Source organism: Bacillus sp. FJAT-42376, from assembly GCF_003816055.1.
Lineage (GTDB): Bacteria > Bacillota > Bacilli > Bacillales > Bacillaceae > Metabacillus_B.
Map to the genome: position 1 here is coordinate 3,293,696 of NZ_CP033906.1, position 18,312 is coordinate 3,312,007.

The 18,312-nt window shown below is 44.5% G+C and carries 18 protein-coding genes, 1 tRNA gene, 1 riboswitch and 1 other annotated feature (1 of these 21 running past the window's edge); of the genes, 1 reads left to right on the forward strand and 18 read right to left on the reverse strand.

Annotation, left to right across the window (positions count from 1 at the left end; translation table 11 throughout):
- Positions 1–185, reverse strand: a binding site (T-box leader); it reaches 57 nt to the left of the window's first position.
- Positions 186–202: 17 nt separating this feature from the next.
- From ilvE to CEF21_RS16590, 12 genes are all read right to left on the reverse strand, one after another.
- Complete coding sequence (ilvE, locus tag CEF21_RS16535; protein ID WP_123918264.1) at positions 203–1,108, reverse strand: branched-chain-amino-acid transaminase; 906 nt, start codon at positions 1,106–1,108, stop codon at positions 203–205.
- A 390-nt stretch (positions 1,109–1,498) separates the two neighbouring features.
- Positions 1,499–1,575: transfer RNA gene (locus tag CEF21_RS16540), tRNA-Arg, on the reverse strand.
- Between the two features lie 133 nt (positions 1,576–1,708).
- Complete coding sequence (locus CEF21_RS16545; RefSeq protein WP_123918266.1) at positions 1,709–2,221, reverse strand: metallophosphoesterase family protein; 513 nt, start codon at positions 2,219–2,221, stop codon at positions 1,709–1,711.
- Between the two features lie 13 nt (positions 2,222–2,234).
- Positions 2,235–2,828: an XTP/dITP diphosphatase gene (locus CEF21_RS16550; protein ID WP_123918268.1), complete on the reverse strand. Its 594-nt coding sequence runs from the start codon at positions 2,826–2,828 to the stop codon at positions 2,235–2,237.
- Between the two features lie 5 nt (positions 2,829–2,833).
- Positions 2,834–3,592, reverse strand: coding sequence for a ribonuclease PH (rph, locus tag CEF21_RS16555; RefSeq protein WP_123918270.1), 759 nt, complete (start codon positions 3,590–3,592; stop codon positions 2,834–2,836).
- 116 nt (positions 3,593–3,708) lie between these two features.
- On the reverse strand, positions 3,709–4,785 hold the full coding sequence (locus tag CEF21_RS16560) for a GerMN domain-containing protein (protein WP_123918272.1): 1,077 nt from the start codon (positions 4,783–4,785) through the stop codon (positions 3,709–3,711).
- 120 nt (positions 4,786–4,905) lie between these two features.
- Positions 4,906–5,721, reverse strand: a complete 816-nt coding sequence (gene racE / locus CEF21_RS16565) for a glutamate racemase (protein WP_123918274.1) — start codon at positions 5,719–5,721, stop codon at positions 4,906–4,908.
- Between the two features lie 9 nt (positions 5,722–5,730).
- Positions 5,731–6,180 carry a MarR family winged helix-turn-helix transcriptional regulator gene (locus tag CEF21_RS16570; protein ID WP_206427780.1) on the reverse strand — a complete coding sequence of 150 codons (450 nt, stop codon included), beginning with the start codon at positions 6,178–6,180 and terminating at the stop codon, positions 5,731–5,733.
- 232 nt (positions 6,181–6,412) lie between these two features.
- Positions 6,413–6,637 (reverse strand): spore germination transcription factor GerE, encoded by a 225-nt coding sequence (gene gerE, locus CEF21_RS16575; RefSeq protein ID WP_066226504.1) that lies wholly within the window; start codon positions 6,635–6,637, stop codon positions 6,413–6,415.
- A gap of 342 nt (positions 6,638–6,979) precedes the next feature.
- The gene (gene sdhB / locus CEF21_RS16580) at positions 6,980–7,741 is read right to left on the reverse strand and encodes a succinate dehydrogenase iron-sulfur subunit (protein ID WP_123918278.1); all 762 of its coding nucleotides are present in this window, start codon (positions 7,739–7,741) and stop codon (positions 6,980–6,982) included.
- On the reverse strand, positions 7,738–9,501 hold the full coding sequence (gene sdhA / locus CEF21_RS16585; protein WP_123918280.1) for a succinate dehydrogenase flavoprotein subunit: 1,764 nt from the start codon (positions 9,499–9,501) through the stop codon (positions 7,738–7,740). The genes sdhB and sdhA overlap by 4 nt, the downstream gene beginning before the upstream one ends.
- A 31-nt stretch (positions 9,502–9,532) precedes the next feature.
- Positions 9,533–10,141: a succinate dehydrogenase cytochrome b558 subunit gene (locus tag CEF21_RS16590; protein WP_123918282.1), complete on the reverse strand. Its 609-nt coding sequence runs from the start codon at positions 10,139–10,141 to the stop codon at positions 9,533–9,535.
- Between the two features lie 592 nt (positions 10,142–10,733).
- Between CEF21_RS16590 and CEF21_RS16595 the strand changes: the two genes are divergently transcribed.
- Positions 10,734–11,180: a YslB family protein gene (locus CEF21_RS16595; RefSeq protein WP_241156884.1), complete on the forward strand. Its 447-nt coding sequence runs from the start codon at positions 10,734–10,736 to the stop codon at positions 11,178–11,180.
- Positions 11,181–11,225: 45 nt separating this feature from the next.
- Here the strand turns inward: CEF21_RS16595 and CEF21_RS16600 are convergent, their stop codons facing one another.
- From CEF21_RS16600 to CEF21_RS16625, 6 genes are all read right to left on the reverse strand, one after another.
- Positions 11,226–12,455 carry an aspartate kinase gene (locus tag CEF21_RS16600; protein ID WP_123918286.1) on the reverse strand — a complete coding sequence of 410 codons (1,230 nt, stop codon included), beginning with the start codon at positions 12,453–12,455 and terminating at the stop codon, positions 11,226–11,228.
- A 116-nt stretch (positions 12,456–12,571) separates the two neighbouring features.
- Positions 12,572–12,748, reverse strand: a riboswitch (Lysine riboswitch).
- Between the two features lie 65 nt (positions 12,749–12,813).
- Positions 12,814–14,586, reverse strand: a complete 1,773-nt coding sequence (gene uvrC, locus CEF21_RS16605; protein ID WP_123918288.1) for an excinuclease ABC subunit UvrC — start codon at positions 14,584–14,586, stop codon at positions 12,814–12,816.
- 346 nt (positions 14,587–14,932) lie between these two features.
- Entirely contained in the window at positions 14,933–15,247 is a 315-nt protein-coding gene (gene trxA / locus CEF21_RS16610) for a thioredoxin (RefSeq protein ID WP_035410850.1), read from the reverse strand.
- Positions 15,248–15,630: 383 nt separating this feature from the next.
- The gene (locus tag CEF21_RS16615) at positions 15,631–16,608 is read right to left on the reverse strand and encodes an electron transfer flavoprotein subunit alpha/FixB family protein (protein WP_123918290.1); all 978 of its coding nucleotides are present in this window, start codon (positions 16,606–16,608) and stop codon (positions 15,631–15,633) included.
- Positions 16,609–16,672: 64 nt separating this feature from the next.
- The gene (locus tag CEF21_RS16620; RefSeq protein ID WP_123918292.1) at positions 16,673–17,446 is read right to left on the reverse strand and encodes an electron transfer flavoprotein subunit beta/FixA family protein; all 774 of its coding nucleotides are present in this window, start codon (positions 17,444–17,446) and stop codon (positions 16,673–16,675) included.
- A gap of 83 nt (positions 17,447–17,529) precedes the next feature.
- The gene (locus CEF21_RS16625; protein ID WP_123918294.1) at positions 17,530–18,303 is read right to left on the reverse strand and encodes an enoyl-CoA hydratase; all 774 of its coding nucleotides are present in this window, start codon (positions 18,301–18,303) and stop codon (positions 17,530–17,532) included.
- Between the last annotated feature and the right edge of the window lie 9 nt (positions 18,304–18,312).

The window sequence follows — 18,312 nt, forward strand, 5'->3', positions numbered from 1 at the left end:
GCCATCTCAGGAACAATCATGTTCGTTTTAATAACGAGTGCTTCGGATGCACCCGGCCCTTTCTACTTCATTCAAAAGGGCACTCCGAGGTGAGTTCATCATCCGTGCCAACACCGGCTTCCAGCGACCCGGCTCTCTGTAGATGGCTGATTCAGACAATTACTTTTCCCCGTCATTGTTTTGCTTTATGAGTTTGCAGACTTTAGCTGACATGAAGATTTTCTTCAGGAAGATTCACTTTTTCGCCTTCTTCAATCACTTTTCGTCTAAACTGTTCAAGCAGATATTTCGTGTGCTCACCCGGCGTACCGTTTCCAATCACTCTTCCATCCACTTTGACTACGGCAATCACTTCAGCTGCCGTTCCTGTGAGGAAAACCTCTTCGGCTGTATAAACATCATGGCGTGTAAAGGGCTCTTCCGAAACCTGGTAGCCGAGTTCATGGGCAATATCAATAATGGCATTCCTTGTGATCCCTTCGAGTGCCCCGATATAGCCCGGCGGCGTAAGCAGCTTGCCCTTTTTAACAATAAAGACGTTATCGGCTGATCCTTCAGCTACGTAGCCTTGATCGTTCAGCATGAGTGCTTCGCTCACATTTGCAAGGTGTGCCTCAATCTTTACAAGAATGTTGTTTAAGTAGTTTAATGATTTTACCTTGGGGCTTAATACGTCCGGCCGGTTTCTTCTTGTAGGCACCGTAACGATATCGATTCCAGATTCATAAAGGTGTTTTGGAAAAATGGCCAGCGGTTCAACAATGATGACCACATTCGCTGCCGGACATTTATAAGGGTCCAGTCCGAGATCCCCTACTCCTCTTGAAACTACGAGACGGATGTAGGCATTTCTAAGTCCATTCTTTTCCACTGTCTGAATGACAAGTTTCGTTAAGTCTTCCTGGCTGTATGGCATATTGAGCAAAATGGATTTGCCTGATTCATAAAGCCGGTCCATATGCTCTTTCATTCGAAAGATGTTCCCGTTGTATACCCTGATTCCTTCAAATATGCCATCTCCGTACAAGAATCCGTGATCGTATACAGAAATCTTGGCATCTTCCTTCCGTACAAATTCACCGTTCAAGAAGATCCACTGATCACTCATGCCTGGTCACACCTTTCCTTTAATGTAAAGACGCTTTAAACGAATACAAAATAAGTTGTAAAAAAAATCCTATAACAACGTTATATGGATGATTTAAAGTTGTAAAATGCCGTGTGTTGAATGTTTGAACCTATCTTACGCCCGTTCCAGACGAGAGTCAACACCCTTTTTCTAAATTAACTGATAATTTAGATTAATTAAATAATTTGTATACGCTTACATCCGCGTCATAATAGGAAAAGCTTTTTTGCAATTTTTTTGTACTTTTTTCTGACAGGGTTTTTTGACAGGATTCGAAAGGGGATCACACAATGAGGACAATTTATTTTCGCAGCAAAACAAAAAACCTTCTGAAAAAAATTTTTTCAGAAGGTTGAGTATGTAATAGTATGGCGTCCCAGGAGAGATTCGAACTCCCGACCGTACGCTTAGAAGGCGTATGCTCTATCCGGCTGAGCTACTGGGACATGATTTTGTTTCAGCTGATTTGTTGTTTCTGTATCAGCGACAAGATTTATTATATTTTCTTTCGATAATAAAGTCAATAACTTTTCAAAAGTTTTTTTGGAAAAGGAGGAATTTCTTCCTCCCTCTTATATTTTATGCAAAGGAATAGGATTTTTCCAGCTCTTTTATAGGATTTCCTGAAAAATCATAAAATAAAACATGCGCTTGCTGATCTTCAAGGGTGATTATAGCATAGGACCTCTCAGGGCGCACTCTCGGCAGCCGAATGCTGCCTGGATTAATAAACAGGATGCGGTCGTTCATTTCGCTGCCTGCGATATGGGTATGCCCGAAGCAAACAATTGATGCTCCTGTCTCCTGAGCTTTATATTTTAAATTCATAAGGGTGGATTTCACGGAGTGCAGATGCCCGTGGGCAATCAGGAACCGGTACTGCCCTGCTTCTTGAACAAGTTCATCGGGATATCTTGTATCAAAATCACAGTTTCCCCCTACAATCCACATTGAATGGACTGCCTGATCATCTGCCTGGAGTTCTGAATCCCCGCAGTGGATAACGGCGGATGTCTCATTTTTATGCCGGTCAATTATTAAGGCCATTTCCTCTGTAAGGCCGTGGCTGTCGCTCATAATCAGCACTTTCATTGCAATCCCCCCGTTAGAAGTACTCTCGAATCAGCTTCTCCAGCTTTTTCAGCGCATCTGCCCGATGGCTGATTTTGTTCTTTTCAGCCTGTGTAAGCTCTGCCATCGTCACACCTTTGTCCTTCACCAAAAAGATCGGATCATAGCCAAAGCCATTCATTCCTGCCGGAGTTTCCGTGATCAGTCCCTCAACAGATCCCTCGACGGTTTTTGTTTCTTTGCCTGGAGCAGCAATCGCCAGCGCACATCTGAACCTGCCCGTTCTTTGCTCCTTCTCCACGTCTTTCATATTCTCCAATACTTTTCTTATATTGGCGGCATCATCTTTTTCTTCCCCCGCATACCTCGCCGAATAAATTCCAGGGTCTCCTCCAAGCGAATCTATGGAGAGACCAGAATCATCGGCAATGACTGGCTTTCCGGTAAGCCTGGAGATGGTTTCAGCTTTCAGAATCGCATTTTCTTCGAAGGAATGGCCGGTTTCCTCTACGTCCGGAAGATTTGGAAACTCGTTAAGCGAAACCGTCTGAAATCCTTTCGGTTCAAAAAGAGATTTAAATTCTGCGGCTTTCCCTTCATTACGTGTGGCAATTATGATTTGGCTCACTTGTTTCAACCTTCTTTCTCAAGATTTTTGACAATATGAGAGGCCCAATCACCCAAAACCGATTTTTGATGTTCAATTAATGTATGTATACCCTCTTCTGCCAGATCTAAAAGTTTGTTCAGCTGATTCCTTGAGAAGGTTGCTTCCTCACCTGTTCCCTGCAGCTCCACCAATTCATTTCTGGACGTCATAATGACATTCATATCCACTTCCGCAGAAGAGTCTTCTATGTAATTCAAATCCAGGATTTCACCGTTTTCAGGATCAATTCCAACGGAAGTAGCCGCAAGGAAATCTGTTACAGGCAATTCGGTTAAAATATTTTTATCCACAAGCTTGCCAAGTGCAATCGTCATAGCAGTAAATGCTCCTGTTATGGAAGCGGTTCTAGTTCCCCCATCTGCCTGAATCACATCACAGTCAATCCAGATTGTCCTTTCTCCAAGCTTATTCAGGTCGACAACGGCTCTTAAAGCCCGTCCGATTAAACGCTGAATTTCCATCGTTCTTCCTGAAACTTTTCCTTTTGAAGATTCTCTTATGGTTCTTTGCTCAGTTGCTCTCGGGAGCATGGAGTACTCTGCCGTAATCCACCCTTTCCCCTGCCCTCTCATGAAAGGAGGCACTCGGTCCTCAATACTCGCATTGCAGATGACTTTTGTATTTCCAACTGTAATTAAAACAGACCCTTCCGGATGTGTAATAAATTCTGTTTGCATTTCCACTGGTCTAAGCTGATTTTTGGTTCTTCCATCGTTTCTCATCCAATAAACCTCCGTCCAAATAACAGGCATAGCGCTCCGCCTGCAATAAATAAGAGGCAGCTTCATAATAAGCATGCCTCTTTACTTTCCTCTTATAGTATATCAAAAATTCTGCTTTAAAAACTACCGGTGTTTACATTTACGGGACGGGCAACAGGCTTCGACAGTTTCTGCCCCTTCTCATTTAGAAGATCAGCTTTTCCGTCTACCGTTAATGCAACGGTTTCTACACCCTGCTGCTCCGTTAATGAAAGGACGATAGAAGTCAGAACTTTATCTGAAATGACTTTTTTCTCTCCATCCGCGCTGCCATAAATGGATTTATTAAAATCAAGTGTTACTTTCCCATTCTCGTACTTAGGCGGTGAATTTAGCTTCACTGTGCCCTGGAACTCATCCAAAAGTCCGCTTGTGCTTGAAGGACCTTTGAGCAGCTCATTAACGGCCGCTGTAATCGGATCCTTTTCCTTATTATCCACCCGTCTTGTTACGGGGACATAGTAAGTTCCGTTTTCAGTTTGACCCAGGAAATAAACGGTCACAGGATGCGTGTTCGTTATATCCGCAACATCTGCTGTATCCATGTTAATCCCGTCGCTTCTCCCCATTTCCCCGGAAATAGGCGTTCCGTTCACCGGCATTTCATTTAAAGGATGGCCGTTCACCCAGATTTTCACCTTCTTGACGGACTCAAATTGAGTGAGTGTCCAAGTAATCGACTGAAGGATTTTTTGTTCATCCTCAGGCTTATAATTGGCAAATTCCTTTGAAAAATCTGCTGTAGCGGTACCGTCTTTGATCGTAACACCCAGCACTTGAGTATCCGCCGGAAGAACCGCCCTGAATCCATCCGGCAGCATATTGCTGACCGGACCGCCATCGACAAGGTATTCCAGAACCTGTTTAGCCGCTCCTTCCTTTTTAGGCAGAGGCATAGCTTGAGAAACAACCATGCCGTTGTGATCGATTAAGTAAATATCTCTTGATACGGTTTGACCCTTTTCATCAGCGGCTTTTTGCCCCTCTTCTTTCTTCATCTCACCGTTTTTTGCATCTGTATACTTGACATCCTGCGGCGGATCTACTTCTTTCACTGCTTGTTCTCCTCCGCCGAACAAGCCGCATCCTGATAGTACAATAGAAGTAACAGCGATAGATGAAACCGCGACTGCTAACCTTTTGTTAATCGGCATGATTATCCCTCCTGAGGCTGTTTGTACTACTATGTATACGAGCCCCGGTTTATTTTATACCGCCCCCGCATAAGATTTTGTCCCAAGAAAAAAAGAGACTCCGAAGGAACAGAATCTCTTTTAAGATTGAAGGGCTTCTTCAAGATTTATGGTATGCACACTTTCGATGGCTTCTCCAAACCATTTTGATGCAAAATCCTGAAATAGATCACGAGGGCCTGTTGTGAAAAATTGATGATGCTTTACGCCATCCGTCTCATTTAAGGCTTGATGATAGGAAAGGATGGTACTGACTTCCCTTGCTGTTTCATCACCTGAGGAAATGACTTTTACTTCCGGACCCATATACTCTTCGATAAGCGGCCTCAAAACCGGATAGTGTGTGCATCCAAGAATGAGGGAATCCAGTGAAAGATTTTTAAGCGGGTAAAGGGTTTGCTTAACGATTTCCCTGGCGAGCTCCCCTTCAAAATTCCCGCTCTCCACAAGAGGAACAAATTCCGGACACGCGAGACTTTCTACCTCCACTGATTCTTTTAAAGCTTTCAGTGCTTCGACGTACGCCCCGCTTTGAATAGTATTCGAAGTCCCAATCACACCGATCCGCTGGTTTTTCTTGAGCTTAATCGCCGTTCTGGCTCCTGGCTGAATAACCCCGATGACCGGAATGTCCACTTGGCTTTTTATCTTTTCGAGAGCAATCGCAGTCGCCGTATTGCAGGCAATAACAAGCATTTTTATATGATGGGCCGACAGCAGGTAATTGGTCATTTCCCATGTATACTGCAAAACTTGCGATGCAGGACGGGGGCCGTATGGACAGCGCTGGCTGTCACCCAGATAAATTAATTCTTCTTTAGGCAGCTGCCTCATCATTTCCTTCGCTACAGTCATGCCGCCTATCCCTGAATCAATAACTCCAATCGGTCTATTCAAAAAATCGCCTCATTCTTCATTCATTTCCTGTTGCAGTTTATTCAGCAGACGTTCAAAAGTGAGCCTTTCGGACTCATCAAAGTGAATGAGAAGTTCATTCAAATAGTCCTGCCTTTTTACGATGACCTCTTCAATGATTCTTTCTCCTTCTTCAAGAAGATGGACCCTTACAACCCTCCGGTCATTTCCATCCCTGATTCGCACAACAAAATTTGCCTTCTCCATGCGGTCAACGAGATCGGTCGTTGTACTGCACGCTAAATACATGCGGCCCGCCAGGTCTCCCACTGTCATATCGCCGTAGTCCAGAAGCCATTGAAGAGCAACAAACTGCGGCGGAGTAATTTTATATTGGTTAAGTATTTCTCTGCCCTTTTGTTTAATATTCCCCGAAATCCGCCTGAGCGCCTTTTCGATATCCGCTACATGGCCATTTCCAGAAGGTTTATCTTTTATCATGCCCATACCCCGCTCATATGCATTAGAAACAATTATTCATACTGTTTCCCTCTGTTATTCTCCCCGTTTTTCTTTTAAATTGCAAGTCTTATAAAAACCTTTAGAAGAGAAGTTTTATCTTGCCGGACAGCGTTTTTCAGGCTGAAAAAATTCTTGAATTCCGGTAGCGGGCCGCCGTCCCGGTAGACATAAAAAAGCCGGCGGTCCTTTGGGAAGGCCGGCCGGTCCTGAATCAGAGCTCTAGTTCACCCATCCGAAGGAGCTCTACAACCGCTTGTGAACGCCCCTTGACTCCAAGCTTTTGCATCGCATTCGAAATATGGTTTCGAACTGTTTTTTCACTTATGAAGAGCTCTCCTGCTATTTCTTTTGTTGTTTTATCTTGAACCAATAGTTCGAATACTTCTCTTTCTCTTTTCGTGAGTAATGGCTTAGATTGAAACTCTTTGTCCTTCAATTATTGTAACCCTCCTTGCTAGGTGAGAGCTGTGCTTGCACGTGGGTATCCGATTAGTCAAAATATAGTATGTGCTTTTAAGCATAGCGGTGACTGAATTGAAGAATTGCAGCGTCCATTTTTATTATCACGCTTTTAGCATAGACTAAAGCCTTCCTTTCCGCTGCGTGGAAATCTGCATCCCTGTCAGCAAAAAAAGACCTGATGAACGGTTTCTTTTTCTGCTTCCCTATTCTTCCTCCATCCTTTGATAACGGCATTGAAAAACAGTGGCACGGCAATCCCTCTGTAAGAATGGAATGCACACAAAAAAACCAGCCGGATAATCGGCTGGTTTTATAGTCAGGCTCTGTCGCTTCCAAAGAAATTGCGGAAGGCCTGGAGATTTGTATCTCGGTTTAAAGCAGCTATAGAGGTTGTAAGCGGTATGCCTTTCGGACAGGACTGCACACAGTTTTGAGAGTTACCGCAGTCCTGAAGACCGCCGTCTCCCATTAAAGCATCAAGACGCTCTGATTTGTTCATAGCTCCTGTAGGATGGGCGTTGAACAAGCGGACTTGTGAGAGCGGAGCAGGTCCAATGAAGTTGGATTTGCTGTTTACATTCGGGCAGGCTTCCAGACAAACCCCGCAAGTCATGCATTTGGACAGCTCATACGCCCATTGGCGCTTTTTCTCCGGCATACGCGGTCCAGGACCAAGGTCATACGTTCCATCGATCGGAATCCACGCTTTTACTTTCTTAAGGGAATCAAACATTCTGCTGCGGTCTACTTGAAGATCGCGGACGACAGGGAATGTTTTCATCGGAGCAAGGCGGATCGGCTGCTCCAGTTTATCCACAAGGGCTGTACAGGACTGGCGCGGTTTCCCGTTAATTACCATTGAGCATGCACCGCACACTTCTTCCAGACAGTTCATATCCCATGTAATCGGAGTTGTTTTTTCCCCTTTGGCATTCACAGGATTTCTTCTGATTTCCATTAGAGCTGAAATAACATTCATATTCGGCCGGTACTCAAGCTCAAATTCCTCATCATAAGGAGCGGCTTCAGGAGAATCCTGGCGCGAAATTACAAAACGAATGGTTTTTTTCTCACTCATGCTTTTGCTCCTTTCTTCTTGGAATAATCCCTTTTCCTAGGTGCAATCAGGGATGTATCCACTTCTTCGTAGTGGAGTGCAGGCGCTTCGTGGTCGCCGGTGAATTTCGCCATTGTTGTTTTCAGGAAGTCTTCATCATTCCGTTCAGGAAAGTCAGGCTTGTAATGGGCACCGCGGCTTTCATTACGGTTATATGCACCGAGTACAATCGTACGGGAAAGATTGAGCATATTTTTCAGCTGGCGGGTAAAGGCAGCCCCCTGATTGCTCCATTTTGCCGTATCGTTAATATTGATGCGGTCATAGCGCTGGATCAATTCCTGAATTTTCTCGTCTGTTTCCAGAAGTTTATCGTTGTAGCGGACTACCGTCGCATTTGCGGTCATCCATTCGCCAAGCTCTCTGTGAAGAACATAAGCATTTTCATTTCCGTCCATGCTCATAATTCCTTCCCATTTCGCCTGCTCTTCTTTTTCATGCCGTTCAAATACGCTGGAAGGCATATCCTCTGCATAGCTTTCAAGTCCTTGAATATATCTCGCAGCGCTCGGACCCGCTACCATTCCTCCGTAAATCGCAGAAAGAAGGGAGTTAGCCCCAAGACGGTTGGCTCCATGCATGGAGTAGTCACATTCACCCGCTGCGAACAATCCCGGAATGTTGGTCATCTGGTCATAATCAACCCATAAACCGCCCATTGAATAATGAACAGCAGGGAATATTTTCATCGGAACTTTACGCGGATCGTCTCCCATGAATTTTTCATAGATTTCTATAATTCCGCCAAGCTTGATATCAAGCTCTTTCGGATCCTTATGGGAAAGATCCAGATAAACCATGTTTTCTCCGTTGATGCCAAGCTTCTGATTCACACATACATCGAAAATTTCTCTTGTGGCAATATCCCTCGGTACAAGGTTGCCGTACGCAGGATATTTTTCTTCAAGGAAATACCAAGGCTTCCCGTCCTTATACGTCCACACGCGTCCGCCTTCACCGCGGGCTGATTCACTCATCAGACGCAGCTTATCATCTCCAGGGATGGCCGTCGGATGGATCTGGATAAATTCTGCGTTGGAGTAGTATGCACCCTGCTGATAAACAATTGAGGCTGCAGATCCTGTATTAATCACAGAGTTCGTTGATTTTCCAAAAACAATTCCAGGTCCGCCGGTCGCCATTATAACAGCGTCGGAACGGAACGATTTAATCTCCATAGAAGAAAGATTCTGAGCTGTAATACCCCGGCATACACGGTCATCATCGATTACCGCTCCAAGGAACTCCCATCCTTCAAACTTTCTGACAAGCCCGGCCACCTCATAGCGGCGCACTTGCTCATCCAAAGCATATAAAAGCTGCTGGCCGGTCGTGGCACCGGCAAACGCGGTACGGTGATGCTGGGTTCCTCCAAAACGGCGGAAATCGAGCAACCCTTCCGGTGTCCTGTTGAACATAACGCCCATACGGTCAAGCAGATGAATAATGGAAGGTGCTGCTTCGCACATCGCTTTAACAGGAGGCTGATTCGCGAGGAAATCCCCTCCGTATACCGTGTCATCAAAATGTTCCCAAGGAGAATCCCCTTCTCCTTTTGTATTCACCGCTCCATTGATTCCGCCCTGCGCGCACACTGAGTGAGAACGCTTTACAGGAACCAATGAGAACAGATCGACACTGACTCCTTTTTCGGCAGCCTTTATAGTAGCCATCAGCCCGGCCAAACCGCCGCCGACGATAATTACACGATTGTTGTTCATCTAGCCCACTCCCTTGATTGACGTGTTCTCTTTATACGAATGCAAAGATTGAAGTAACACCTACATAAGCCAAAGCGGCGAAGATAGCCAGTGTTACATAAGTAGAAATAAGCTGCGAACGAGGAGTTACAGTAATTCCCCATGTAACGCAGAAAGACCAGAGGCCATTCGCGAAATGGAAGACAGTGGAAATGATACCGATCACATAAAATGCGACCATCCACGGATTGCTTAAAATATTTTCCATCATTGAAAAGTTGACTTCTGCACCAAACGCAGCCGCAATTCTTGTTTCCCAGACATGCCAGGCAACGAATACGAATGTGACGATACCGGTTACACGCTGAAGGACAAACATCCAGTTTCTGAAATAGCTGTAGCGGGAAGCATTATTTTTCGCCGTAAAAGCAATATAAACACCATAAATAGCATGGAATAATAGCGGCAGGAAAATGATTACCGTCTCAAGCACAATCCTGAATGGAAGGCTTTCCATAAAATGAGCAGCATCATTAAATGCTTGTTCTCCCCTAGTAGCAAAGTTGTTAACGACAAGATGCTGAATCAGGAAGATTCCAACAGGAATAACCCCCAGCAGCGAGTGCAGTCTGCGCACCGCAAACTCCTTATTACCAGCCATAAATCCTTTACCCCCTAATCAAAGTTAATCTAGTTTTTATCGGGTTTCTCCTATCCCCATTTTCCAGCCTGGAACATGAGAGGATTAGTCATGGCAAGCTATTAAAATAGCATTTCTTCCCAACTTATTTCCCGAAATCGCTGTCTTTTTCACTCACTTAAAGGATTGTGGGAAGCAAGACTTTCAATCTGGTTTTCTATTATTGGAAACTTTTGACTAACCGCCGTTCCACCTTGTTATAAACTGATAAAATGTGACAAATTCATTTTACTCCTAACCTTTTGGAGCGTCAAGAAAACGTGTTCATAAATTATAATTTTCGGAATTGTCATCGATTTTAACAAAATTAATTTTATTAATATATTGAAATATAGAAGAAACTATGGATGGGCTCCTCCAGTAAAGGGGGACCTCTGTTATTTCATTGTCATCGAAATGTAAAAATCGGATAAATCCCTTTAGCGTGCGGAACATGGGCTTTCCTTGCTTTTTTAAAGCAATCGGCGCTTGGATCTTCCTTATATTTCATGTTAATCCCCCCTGTTCTTGATATATAATGAATTTTAGAAAGAGGGGAAAGAATATGAAAAATATCCGTAATCAGGTAGAAGCAGATGCATTGGAAGAGCTGCATGTCCCTGCATTTGGGCATGAGCTGCTTCGTGAAGTGCTGCTTCCTGAGATCCTTGGACAGGAATATCCGTCCATGCTTTATTGGGCTGGCAGAAAGCTTGCCAGACACTACCCGCTTGAAACAGCTGAAGAACTGCCTCAGTTTTTTGCTCTTGCAGGCTGGGGAACACTCTCCCTTATACATAGGAAACAAGGCGAAATGGAATTTGAATTGTCTTCAGACCTTATCGATGCGCGCTTCAAATCTCAGAAAGAGCCTTCCTTCCAGCTTGAAGCGGGATTTTTAGCCGAACAGGTACAGACAATAGGAAAACATGCGGCAGAAGCCTATGAACAAGTGAAGCGGCGCTCTGGAAAAGTGATGTTAACAGTGAAGTGGGACAAAAAAGACCAGATTGATGAGTAAGCAAAAAAACAGGCACACCGTCGGCTGCCTGTTTTTTTGTTTTTATTAAACGGATGCTCTTTGCCCGGACAGTTCGAATGCTTCATGCAAAGCTTCTACTGCACGAACCATATCCTCCTGTTCAATGACAGTGGAAACTTTAATTTCAGATGTACTGACCATTTTCACCTGAATCCCCTCATTCGAAAGAACCGTGAACATTCCGGCTGCCACCCCCGGATTGGAAACCATTCCAGATCCGACGATGGAAACTTTGGACAATCCTTTTTCAGATTCGATTTTCTTGAATTTCAATTGAGACTTATGGGTTTCCAGCACTTCAATCGTTTCTTCGAGATCATTCGTTTTTACAGAAAAGGAGATTGACGCATTCTCTTTATCAGTAAGACTCTGAATAATAATATCCACATTTACTCCATGCTCCGCAAGGGTAGAAAATATAGTAGAAAGGGTACTTAGGTTATTCGGAAGGCCGCATACTGAAACCCTTGTGACCTGATCCTCAAATGCAATGCCTTTAACAATTAAATTTTCTTCCAACGTACTTTCCTCCTCAATTAGCGTTCCGCGCTCATCGTGCATACTGGATCGAACTTCTAATGCTACGTTATAATTTTTTGCAAATTCAACGGCTCTCGGGTGCAGGACACCGGCTCCAAGGTTTGCCAGTTCAAGCATTTCATCATAGGAAATCCCATCAAGCTTCCGGGCTCCGCTAATAAAACGGGGATCCGTTGTAAAAACACCGGTCACATCTGTATAGATGTCGCATTTATCAGCTTTCAGCGCTGCGGCGAGAGCAACCGCTGTCGTATCTGAACCGCCGCGGCCCAAAGTCGTAATTTCGCCGTTTTCATCTTTTCCCTGAAAACCGGCTGCTACAACAATCCGTCCTTGTGCGAGCTCCTCAGAGATCCTGTCATCTTCGATTTTTGTAATTCTCGCATTTCCATGACGGGCTTCTGTCAGGATTCCTGCCTGTCCGCCTGTAAAAGAAACGGCATCATATCCTCTCTCCTGAAGAGCCATCGTCAAAAGAGAAATTGTTATCTGCTCGCCTGTAGTCAGCAGCATATCCATTTCTCTTTTGCTCGGTTTAGACGTAATCTCTTCTGCAAGTGAAACGAGCTGATCTGTGGTTTTCCCCATCGCTGATACGACAACCACGATGTCATGACCCTTTTCCTTTTCCTGAATCACCCTGTTTGCAACATTCAAAATTCTCTCTACAGATCCCACGGAAGTTCCGCCGAATTTTTGTACAATCAGTCCCACGCGTTATCGCTCCTTTGATCAATGTAAATCGCAAGTTCAAACGTTAGAGGCCAAAATAAAAAGCAATGAGACAGGAATCTCATTGCTTGCATAAACGAAAAAGTTCTTCGTCGATACAATGAGATAGCTCTCCAAGATTTAATCTTGACAGCCCTGCATTTATTCAATGCAAAACCAGAAGAACCAGCAATGGCACTCTTTCTTCTTCGGCGACGCTCCCCTTTCAGCATACGTAAACGGAATCCATTTTCCTGTTTATGCTTACTCTTGAAGTTCGCACCTCTATCGTCATTTAACGAACTAAACGACCGTATTAAATTAGTTTGTATTGTAGCAAACGTTTGGAAAAAGCACAAGGCTATTCTTTTAATTTTTCATAAATCAGCTCTGCCGTTGCATAAGGGACCCCCGCTTCTTTAATTTGTTCTACTGTAGCTTCTTTCATTTTTTTGACTGATCCAAAATGCTTAAGCAGCATTTTTCTCCGTTTCTCCCCAATGCCCGGAATTTCATCAAGTACAGAGGTAATGGCATTTTTCCCGCGGACCTGACGGTGAAAGGTAATGGCAAAACGGTGGACCTCATCCTGAATGCGCTGCAGAAGGTAGAACTCCTGCGAGTTCCTTTCGAGTGTTACCAATTCAAGTGGATCCCCAATCATCAGATTGGAAGTCCGGTGCTTATCATCTTTAACAAGTCCTGCAACAGGAATTTCAAGGGACAATTCATTTTCAAGGACATCTTTCGCCGCTGAAATCTGTCCTTTTCCTCCATCAATCACAATGAGATCCGGAAGCGGAAGGTTTTCTTTCAATGCGCGTGAATACCTTCTTCTGACGACTTCCCTCATCGATTCATAATCATCGGGTCCTGTTACTGTCCTGATTTTATATTTACGGTACTCTTTCTTTGCGGGTTTTCCATCAATAAATACAATCATGGCCGAAACAGGATCCGTTCCCTGAATATTGGAATTATCAAACGCCTCAATTCGCACAGGAACGGATATCCCTATTTTCTCACCTAGATTTTCAATGGCTTTGATCGTCCGCTCTTCATCCCTTTCAATAAGGGAAAACTTCTCCCCTAAGGCGATCTTTGCGTTCTTATGGGCAAGCAAGAGCAAATCCTTTTTCGCTCCGCGTTTCGGCTGGAGAGCCCTGATATTGAGCAGCTGCTCCGCCATTGCTGCATCGGCGCTGTCGGGAATCATGATTTCTTTCGGCAAAAAATGGCTGCTCTGCTGATAAAATTGGCCAAGGAATGTCAAAAATTCTTCATCGGGTTCATTATAAATAGGGAACATTGAAACATCCCGTTCGATCAGTTTCCCCTGACGGACGAAGAATACCTGTACACACATCCAGCCTTTGTCAAAGGCATACGCAAATACATCCCTGTCTACAAAGTCCGTCATCGACATTTTTTGCTTTTCCATTGTCGCTTCAATATGCACAATCTGATCTCTGTATTCCTTCGCTCTTTCAAAATCCATTGATTCCGATGCTTTATACATTTTATCCGTTAAGTCCGATTTGATTTCTTTATACCCGCCATTCAGAAACCGGCTGATATCATCCACCATTTTCCGGTTCGTCTCCGCAGTCACATCATAAACACACGGGGCCAGACACTGTCCCATGTGGTAATAGAGGCAGACGCGGTCCGGCATACTGTTGCATTTCCGAAGCGGATAAAGCCGGTCCAAAAGCTTTTTCGTTTCCCGCGCAGCCTGAACATTGGGATAAGGACCAAAATATTTCCCTTTGTCCTTTTTAATTTTTCTCGTAACAATGAGACGGGGGTGCTGCTCCCCTGTAATTTTAATAAAAGGGAAAGATTTGTCATCCTTCAGCATGACATTATATTTAGGATCATACTTCTTAATTAAATTCATTTCCAGAATGAGCGCTTCAATATTGGAGGACGTTACAATGTATTCAAAGTCCTCTATCTCATTCACAAGCCTCTGCGTCTTCCCATCATGAGAACCGCTGAAATAAGATCGGACGCGGTTTTTCAATACCTTCGCTTTGCCGACATAAATAATGGTTCCCTGCCTGTCTTTCATTAAGTAGCAGCCTGGCTGATCGGGAAGGAGGGCTAATTTTTCTCTAATCCTGTCTTTCATTTCACCACATCCATCCAGTCATTTGCCTTATATTGTACGATAAATGCACAAAAATTACTAAGAATAGCCTTCTGGCCACGAACCATCGGCTCCGTTATTTGGCTGATTGAATTATTTTGTCCATCCGCTCCGCTTTCATAGCCGTTCAGGCCGAGTATCTGGCCCTCGTTCCGGATTTTCTGGCCGTTCTCACTCTGTATCTGTCCGTTTCATTTATTCTGGCCGTCCGCACCGTTTACTGGCGGTTCTCGACGGGATTCTGGCCGTTGTTCCTGTTTTTCTGGCCGTTCTCTCGCCGACCATTTTAAACTAAAAAAAATCAGCCCCCAAAAGGGGCTGATTTTAATTACGCGTGTTTGCTTAGCAATTCAGCTAGAGCTTCTTTCGGCTGGTAGCCAACCGCTTTGTCTACAACCTCGCCGTTTTTGAATACAAGCAGGGTAGGAATGCTCATTACGCCGTATTTGCCGGCTGTTTCCTGATTTTCATCAACGTCAAGTTTGACGATTTTTACTTTGTCGCCCATGTCTTGATCCAATTCTTCAAGTACTGGTGCAATCATTTTGCAAGGTCCGCACCAAGGTGCCCAGAAATCTGCAAGAACGACGCCTTCTCCAGTTTCAGCAGAAAAGTTTTGATCCGTTACGTGTGAAATAGCCATCTTGTATTCCTCCTAAAATCTTAAAGAATATGCACTAAGTATAGCACCTAACCTTTGAGTGTGCTAAGATTTTGCTTCGATGTCATTATTCCCATTTAAATATGGAAAAACACCAGAATCTGATAAGCGTTTCTATTTAGTAAAGCTGCCTATCCTTGGGCTTGCGTTAAGCCTTCTCCGGGCTTCGCCACTGCAGGGTCTCACCTGTGCCGCTTCTCTAAGCAAGGGTTTCACGCACTCCGCTCCAGCCAGCAGGTGTTATCAATCTACATGCTGTTTTCCATATCCTTCAGTAAAGGCTGTTTTCATTTAATTGGTGGGTTATTCCCCCCAAAAAATCCCCCGGCATTACCCGGGGGATTTTATGATACGTACGCTTATGATTAAGAATGAACTTTCATTTTTTTGAACTCTTCCGTCAGCATCGGAATGACTTCGAAAAGGTCTCCTACGATGCCGTAGTCAGCCACTTTAAAAATGTTTGCTTCCGGATCTTTATTAACAGCGACAATCACCTTGGAGTTTGACATTCCCGCCAAGTGCTGAATAGCTCCGGATATTCCGCATGCGATGTACAGGTCAGGTGTAACCACTTTTCCTGTCTGTCCAATTTGAAGGGAGTAGTCACAGTAGTCCGCATCACATGCACCGCGGGATGCTCCAACTGCTCCGCCTAAAACGTCAGCAAGCTCTTTAAGAGGGTTAAACCCATCCGTGCTTTTCACGCCTCTTCCTCCGGCAACAATTACTTTTGCCTCGGAAAGGTCTACTCCTTCTGTTGCTTTGCGGATCACATCTTTCACAATGGTGCGCAAATCTTTAATTTCTGCCGCAACAGAACGAACCTCTCCGCTTCTGGACTCATCTTTTTCAAGCGGTGCAATGTTATTAGGACGGATCGAAGCGAAAACAATTCCTTCTGTGACAATCACTTTTTCAAAAGCTTTACCGGAATAGATTGGACGGGTAAAGACGATATTGCCGCCCGCTTCTTCTACGGCAGTAGCATCAGATACTAATCCTGAGTTCAGTTTTGCGGCAATTTTAGGAGATAAGTCTTTTCCTAAAGCCGTATGGCCGAATACCATTCCTTCAGGTTTTTCTTCTTCCGCCACAGCCATAAGAGCCTGAGAAAAGCCATCAGGTGTATAGGCAGCGAGCTTTTCATCTTCGACCGTTACAACACGGTCCGCCCCATAGTGAATCATTTCCTCAGCAAGGCCTGCTACTTGATCTCCAATTAAAACCGCAACCACTTCGCCGCCCTCTGAAACGATTTTCCCTGCTGCGATTGCTTCAAATGATACATTACGCAATGATTGATCCCGAACTTCTCCCAATACAAGAACTTTTCTTGCCATTATCATTTCCCCCTATTTCTCCGAATTCCCGAGTATACTAGACAACTAGTCTTTGATACGGCGATTATATGACCTTTGCTTCGTTTCTTAACAGGCTGACAAGTTCTTTTACCTGTGCGTCCAATTCTCCCTGAAGCACTTTTCCAGCTTCCTTCTTGGCAGGCATATAAATTTCAATGGTTTTGGTTTTAGGCTCTACATCATCTTCTTCCAGATCCAGGTCATCAAGTTCAAGCTCATCCAGCGGCTTTTTCTTCGCTTTCATGATTCCCGGAAGTGAAGGATAGCGGGGTTCATTCAGACCCTGCTGGGCTGTAATAAGAAGCGGGAGGGAGGTTTCAATAATTTCCGAATCCCCTTCGACATCTCTTGTAACGGTTGCTTTGCGCCCATCGATTTCAAGCTTTGTGATGGTCGTGACATAAGGAATATCCAAAAGCTCTGCAAGGCGCGGTCCAACCTGTCCGGATCCGCCGTCAATCGCAACGTTTCCGCCAAGGATTAAGTCTGCTTCTTTATCCTTCAAAAACTCAGAAAGGATTTTTGCTGATGTAAACTGATCACCGTCTTCAAGGTCATCTTCTGTATTGATTAACACAGCTTTGTCACAGCCCATTGCAAGCGCAGTGCGCAATTCTTTTTCTGCTTCTTCGCCGCCGATTGTGACAACGGTCACTTCTCCGCCTTCAGCATCCCTGATCTGAATGGCTTCTTCAATCGCATATTCATCATAAGGGTTGATGATAAATTCGGCTCCATCCTCTTGAATTTTTCCGCTGCTGATGGAAATTTTCTCTTCCGTATCAAACGTGCGCTTCATGATTACAAAAATATTCATTTCTCCATCCCCCTGTTTCGCATATCATTCCAGTTTAGTTGTATACGCTTCCATTATATAGCCGGGGAATTCTCCCCGTCCAACTATTCCCCTTTAAATTGAGGAGTGCGTTTCTCAAGAAAAGCCTGAATTCCTTCTTTTGCATCCTGTTTATCAAAAACTTCCCCAAAAAGAACGGCTTCTCTTTCCATCCCTCTATGGAAGTCTGCTGACTTCCCGAAGCTTAGAAGCTCAAGGACCGCTTTCATTGTGTTCGGACTTTTAGAAGCCATTTTTAACGCGAGCTGTTTTGCTTCATGAAGAAGCATTTCTTCCGGAACCGCTTTGTTTGCAAGTCCAAGCTTCGCTGCTTCTGTCCCGCTGACCGGTTCGCTCGTCGCCATCAATTCCAGTGCTTTCGCCTGGCCAACGTAGCGCGGCAGACGCTGGGTGCCGCCAAAGCCGGGTACCAGCCCAAGCTGCAGCTCCGGCAGGCCAAGTTTTGCATTTTCTGTCACCAAACGAATATGACAGGACATTGCAAGTTCAAGGCCGCCTCCCAATGCCGCCCCATGAATGGCTGCAATAACCGGCTTGCTGAAGCTTTCGATTCTTTCAAACAGCTGCTGTCCCTTTGCTGCCAGTCTCGAGAATTCAGCACCGGATTTCACAGTTGTAAACTCCTTAATGTCTGCTCCAGCCGAAAAGAACTTCCCTTCTCCGTGAAGTAAAATCACCCGGATGGAAGGATCGTGTTCAGCTTCTTCTATGAATCCCGCCAATTCCTCAAGAACATAGGAACCCAAGGCATTTGCAGGGGGATTATCAATTTTAACAGAAGCTACATATTGTTCTTTTTGTATAGATAAATATCCCACTGGTCATCC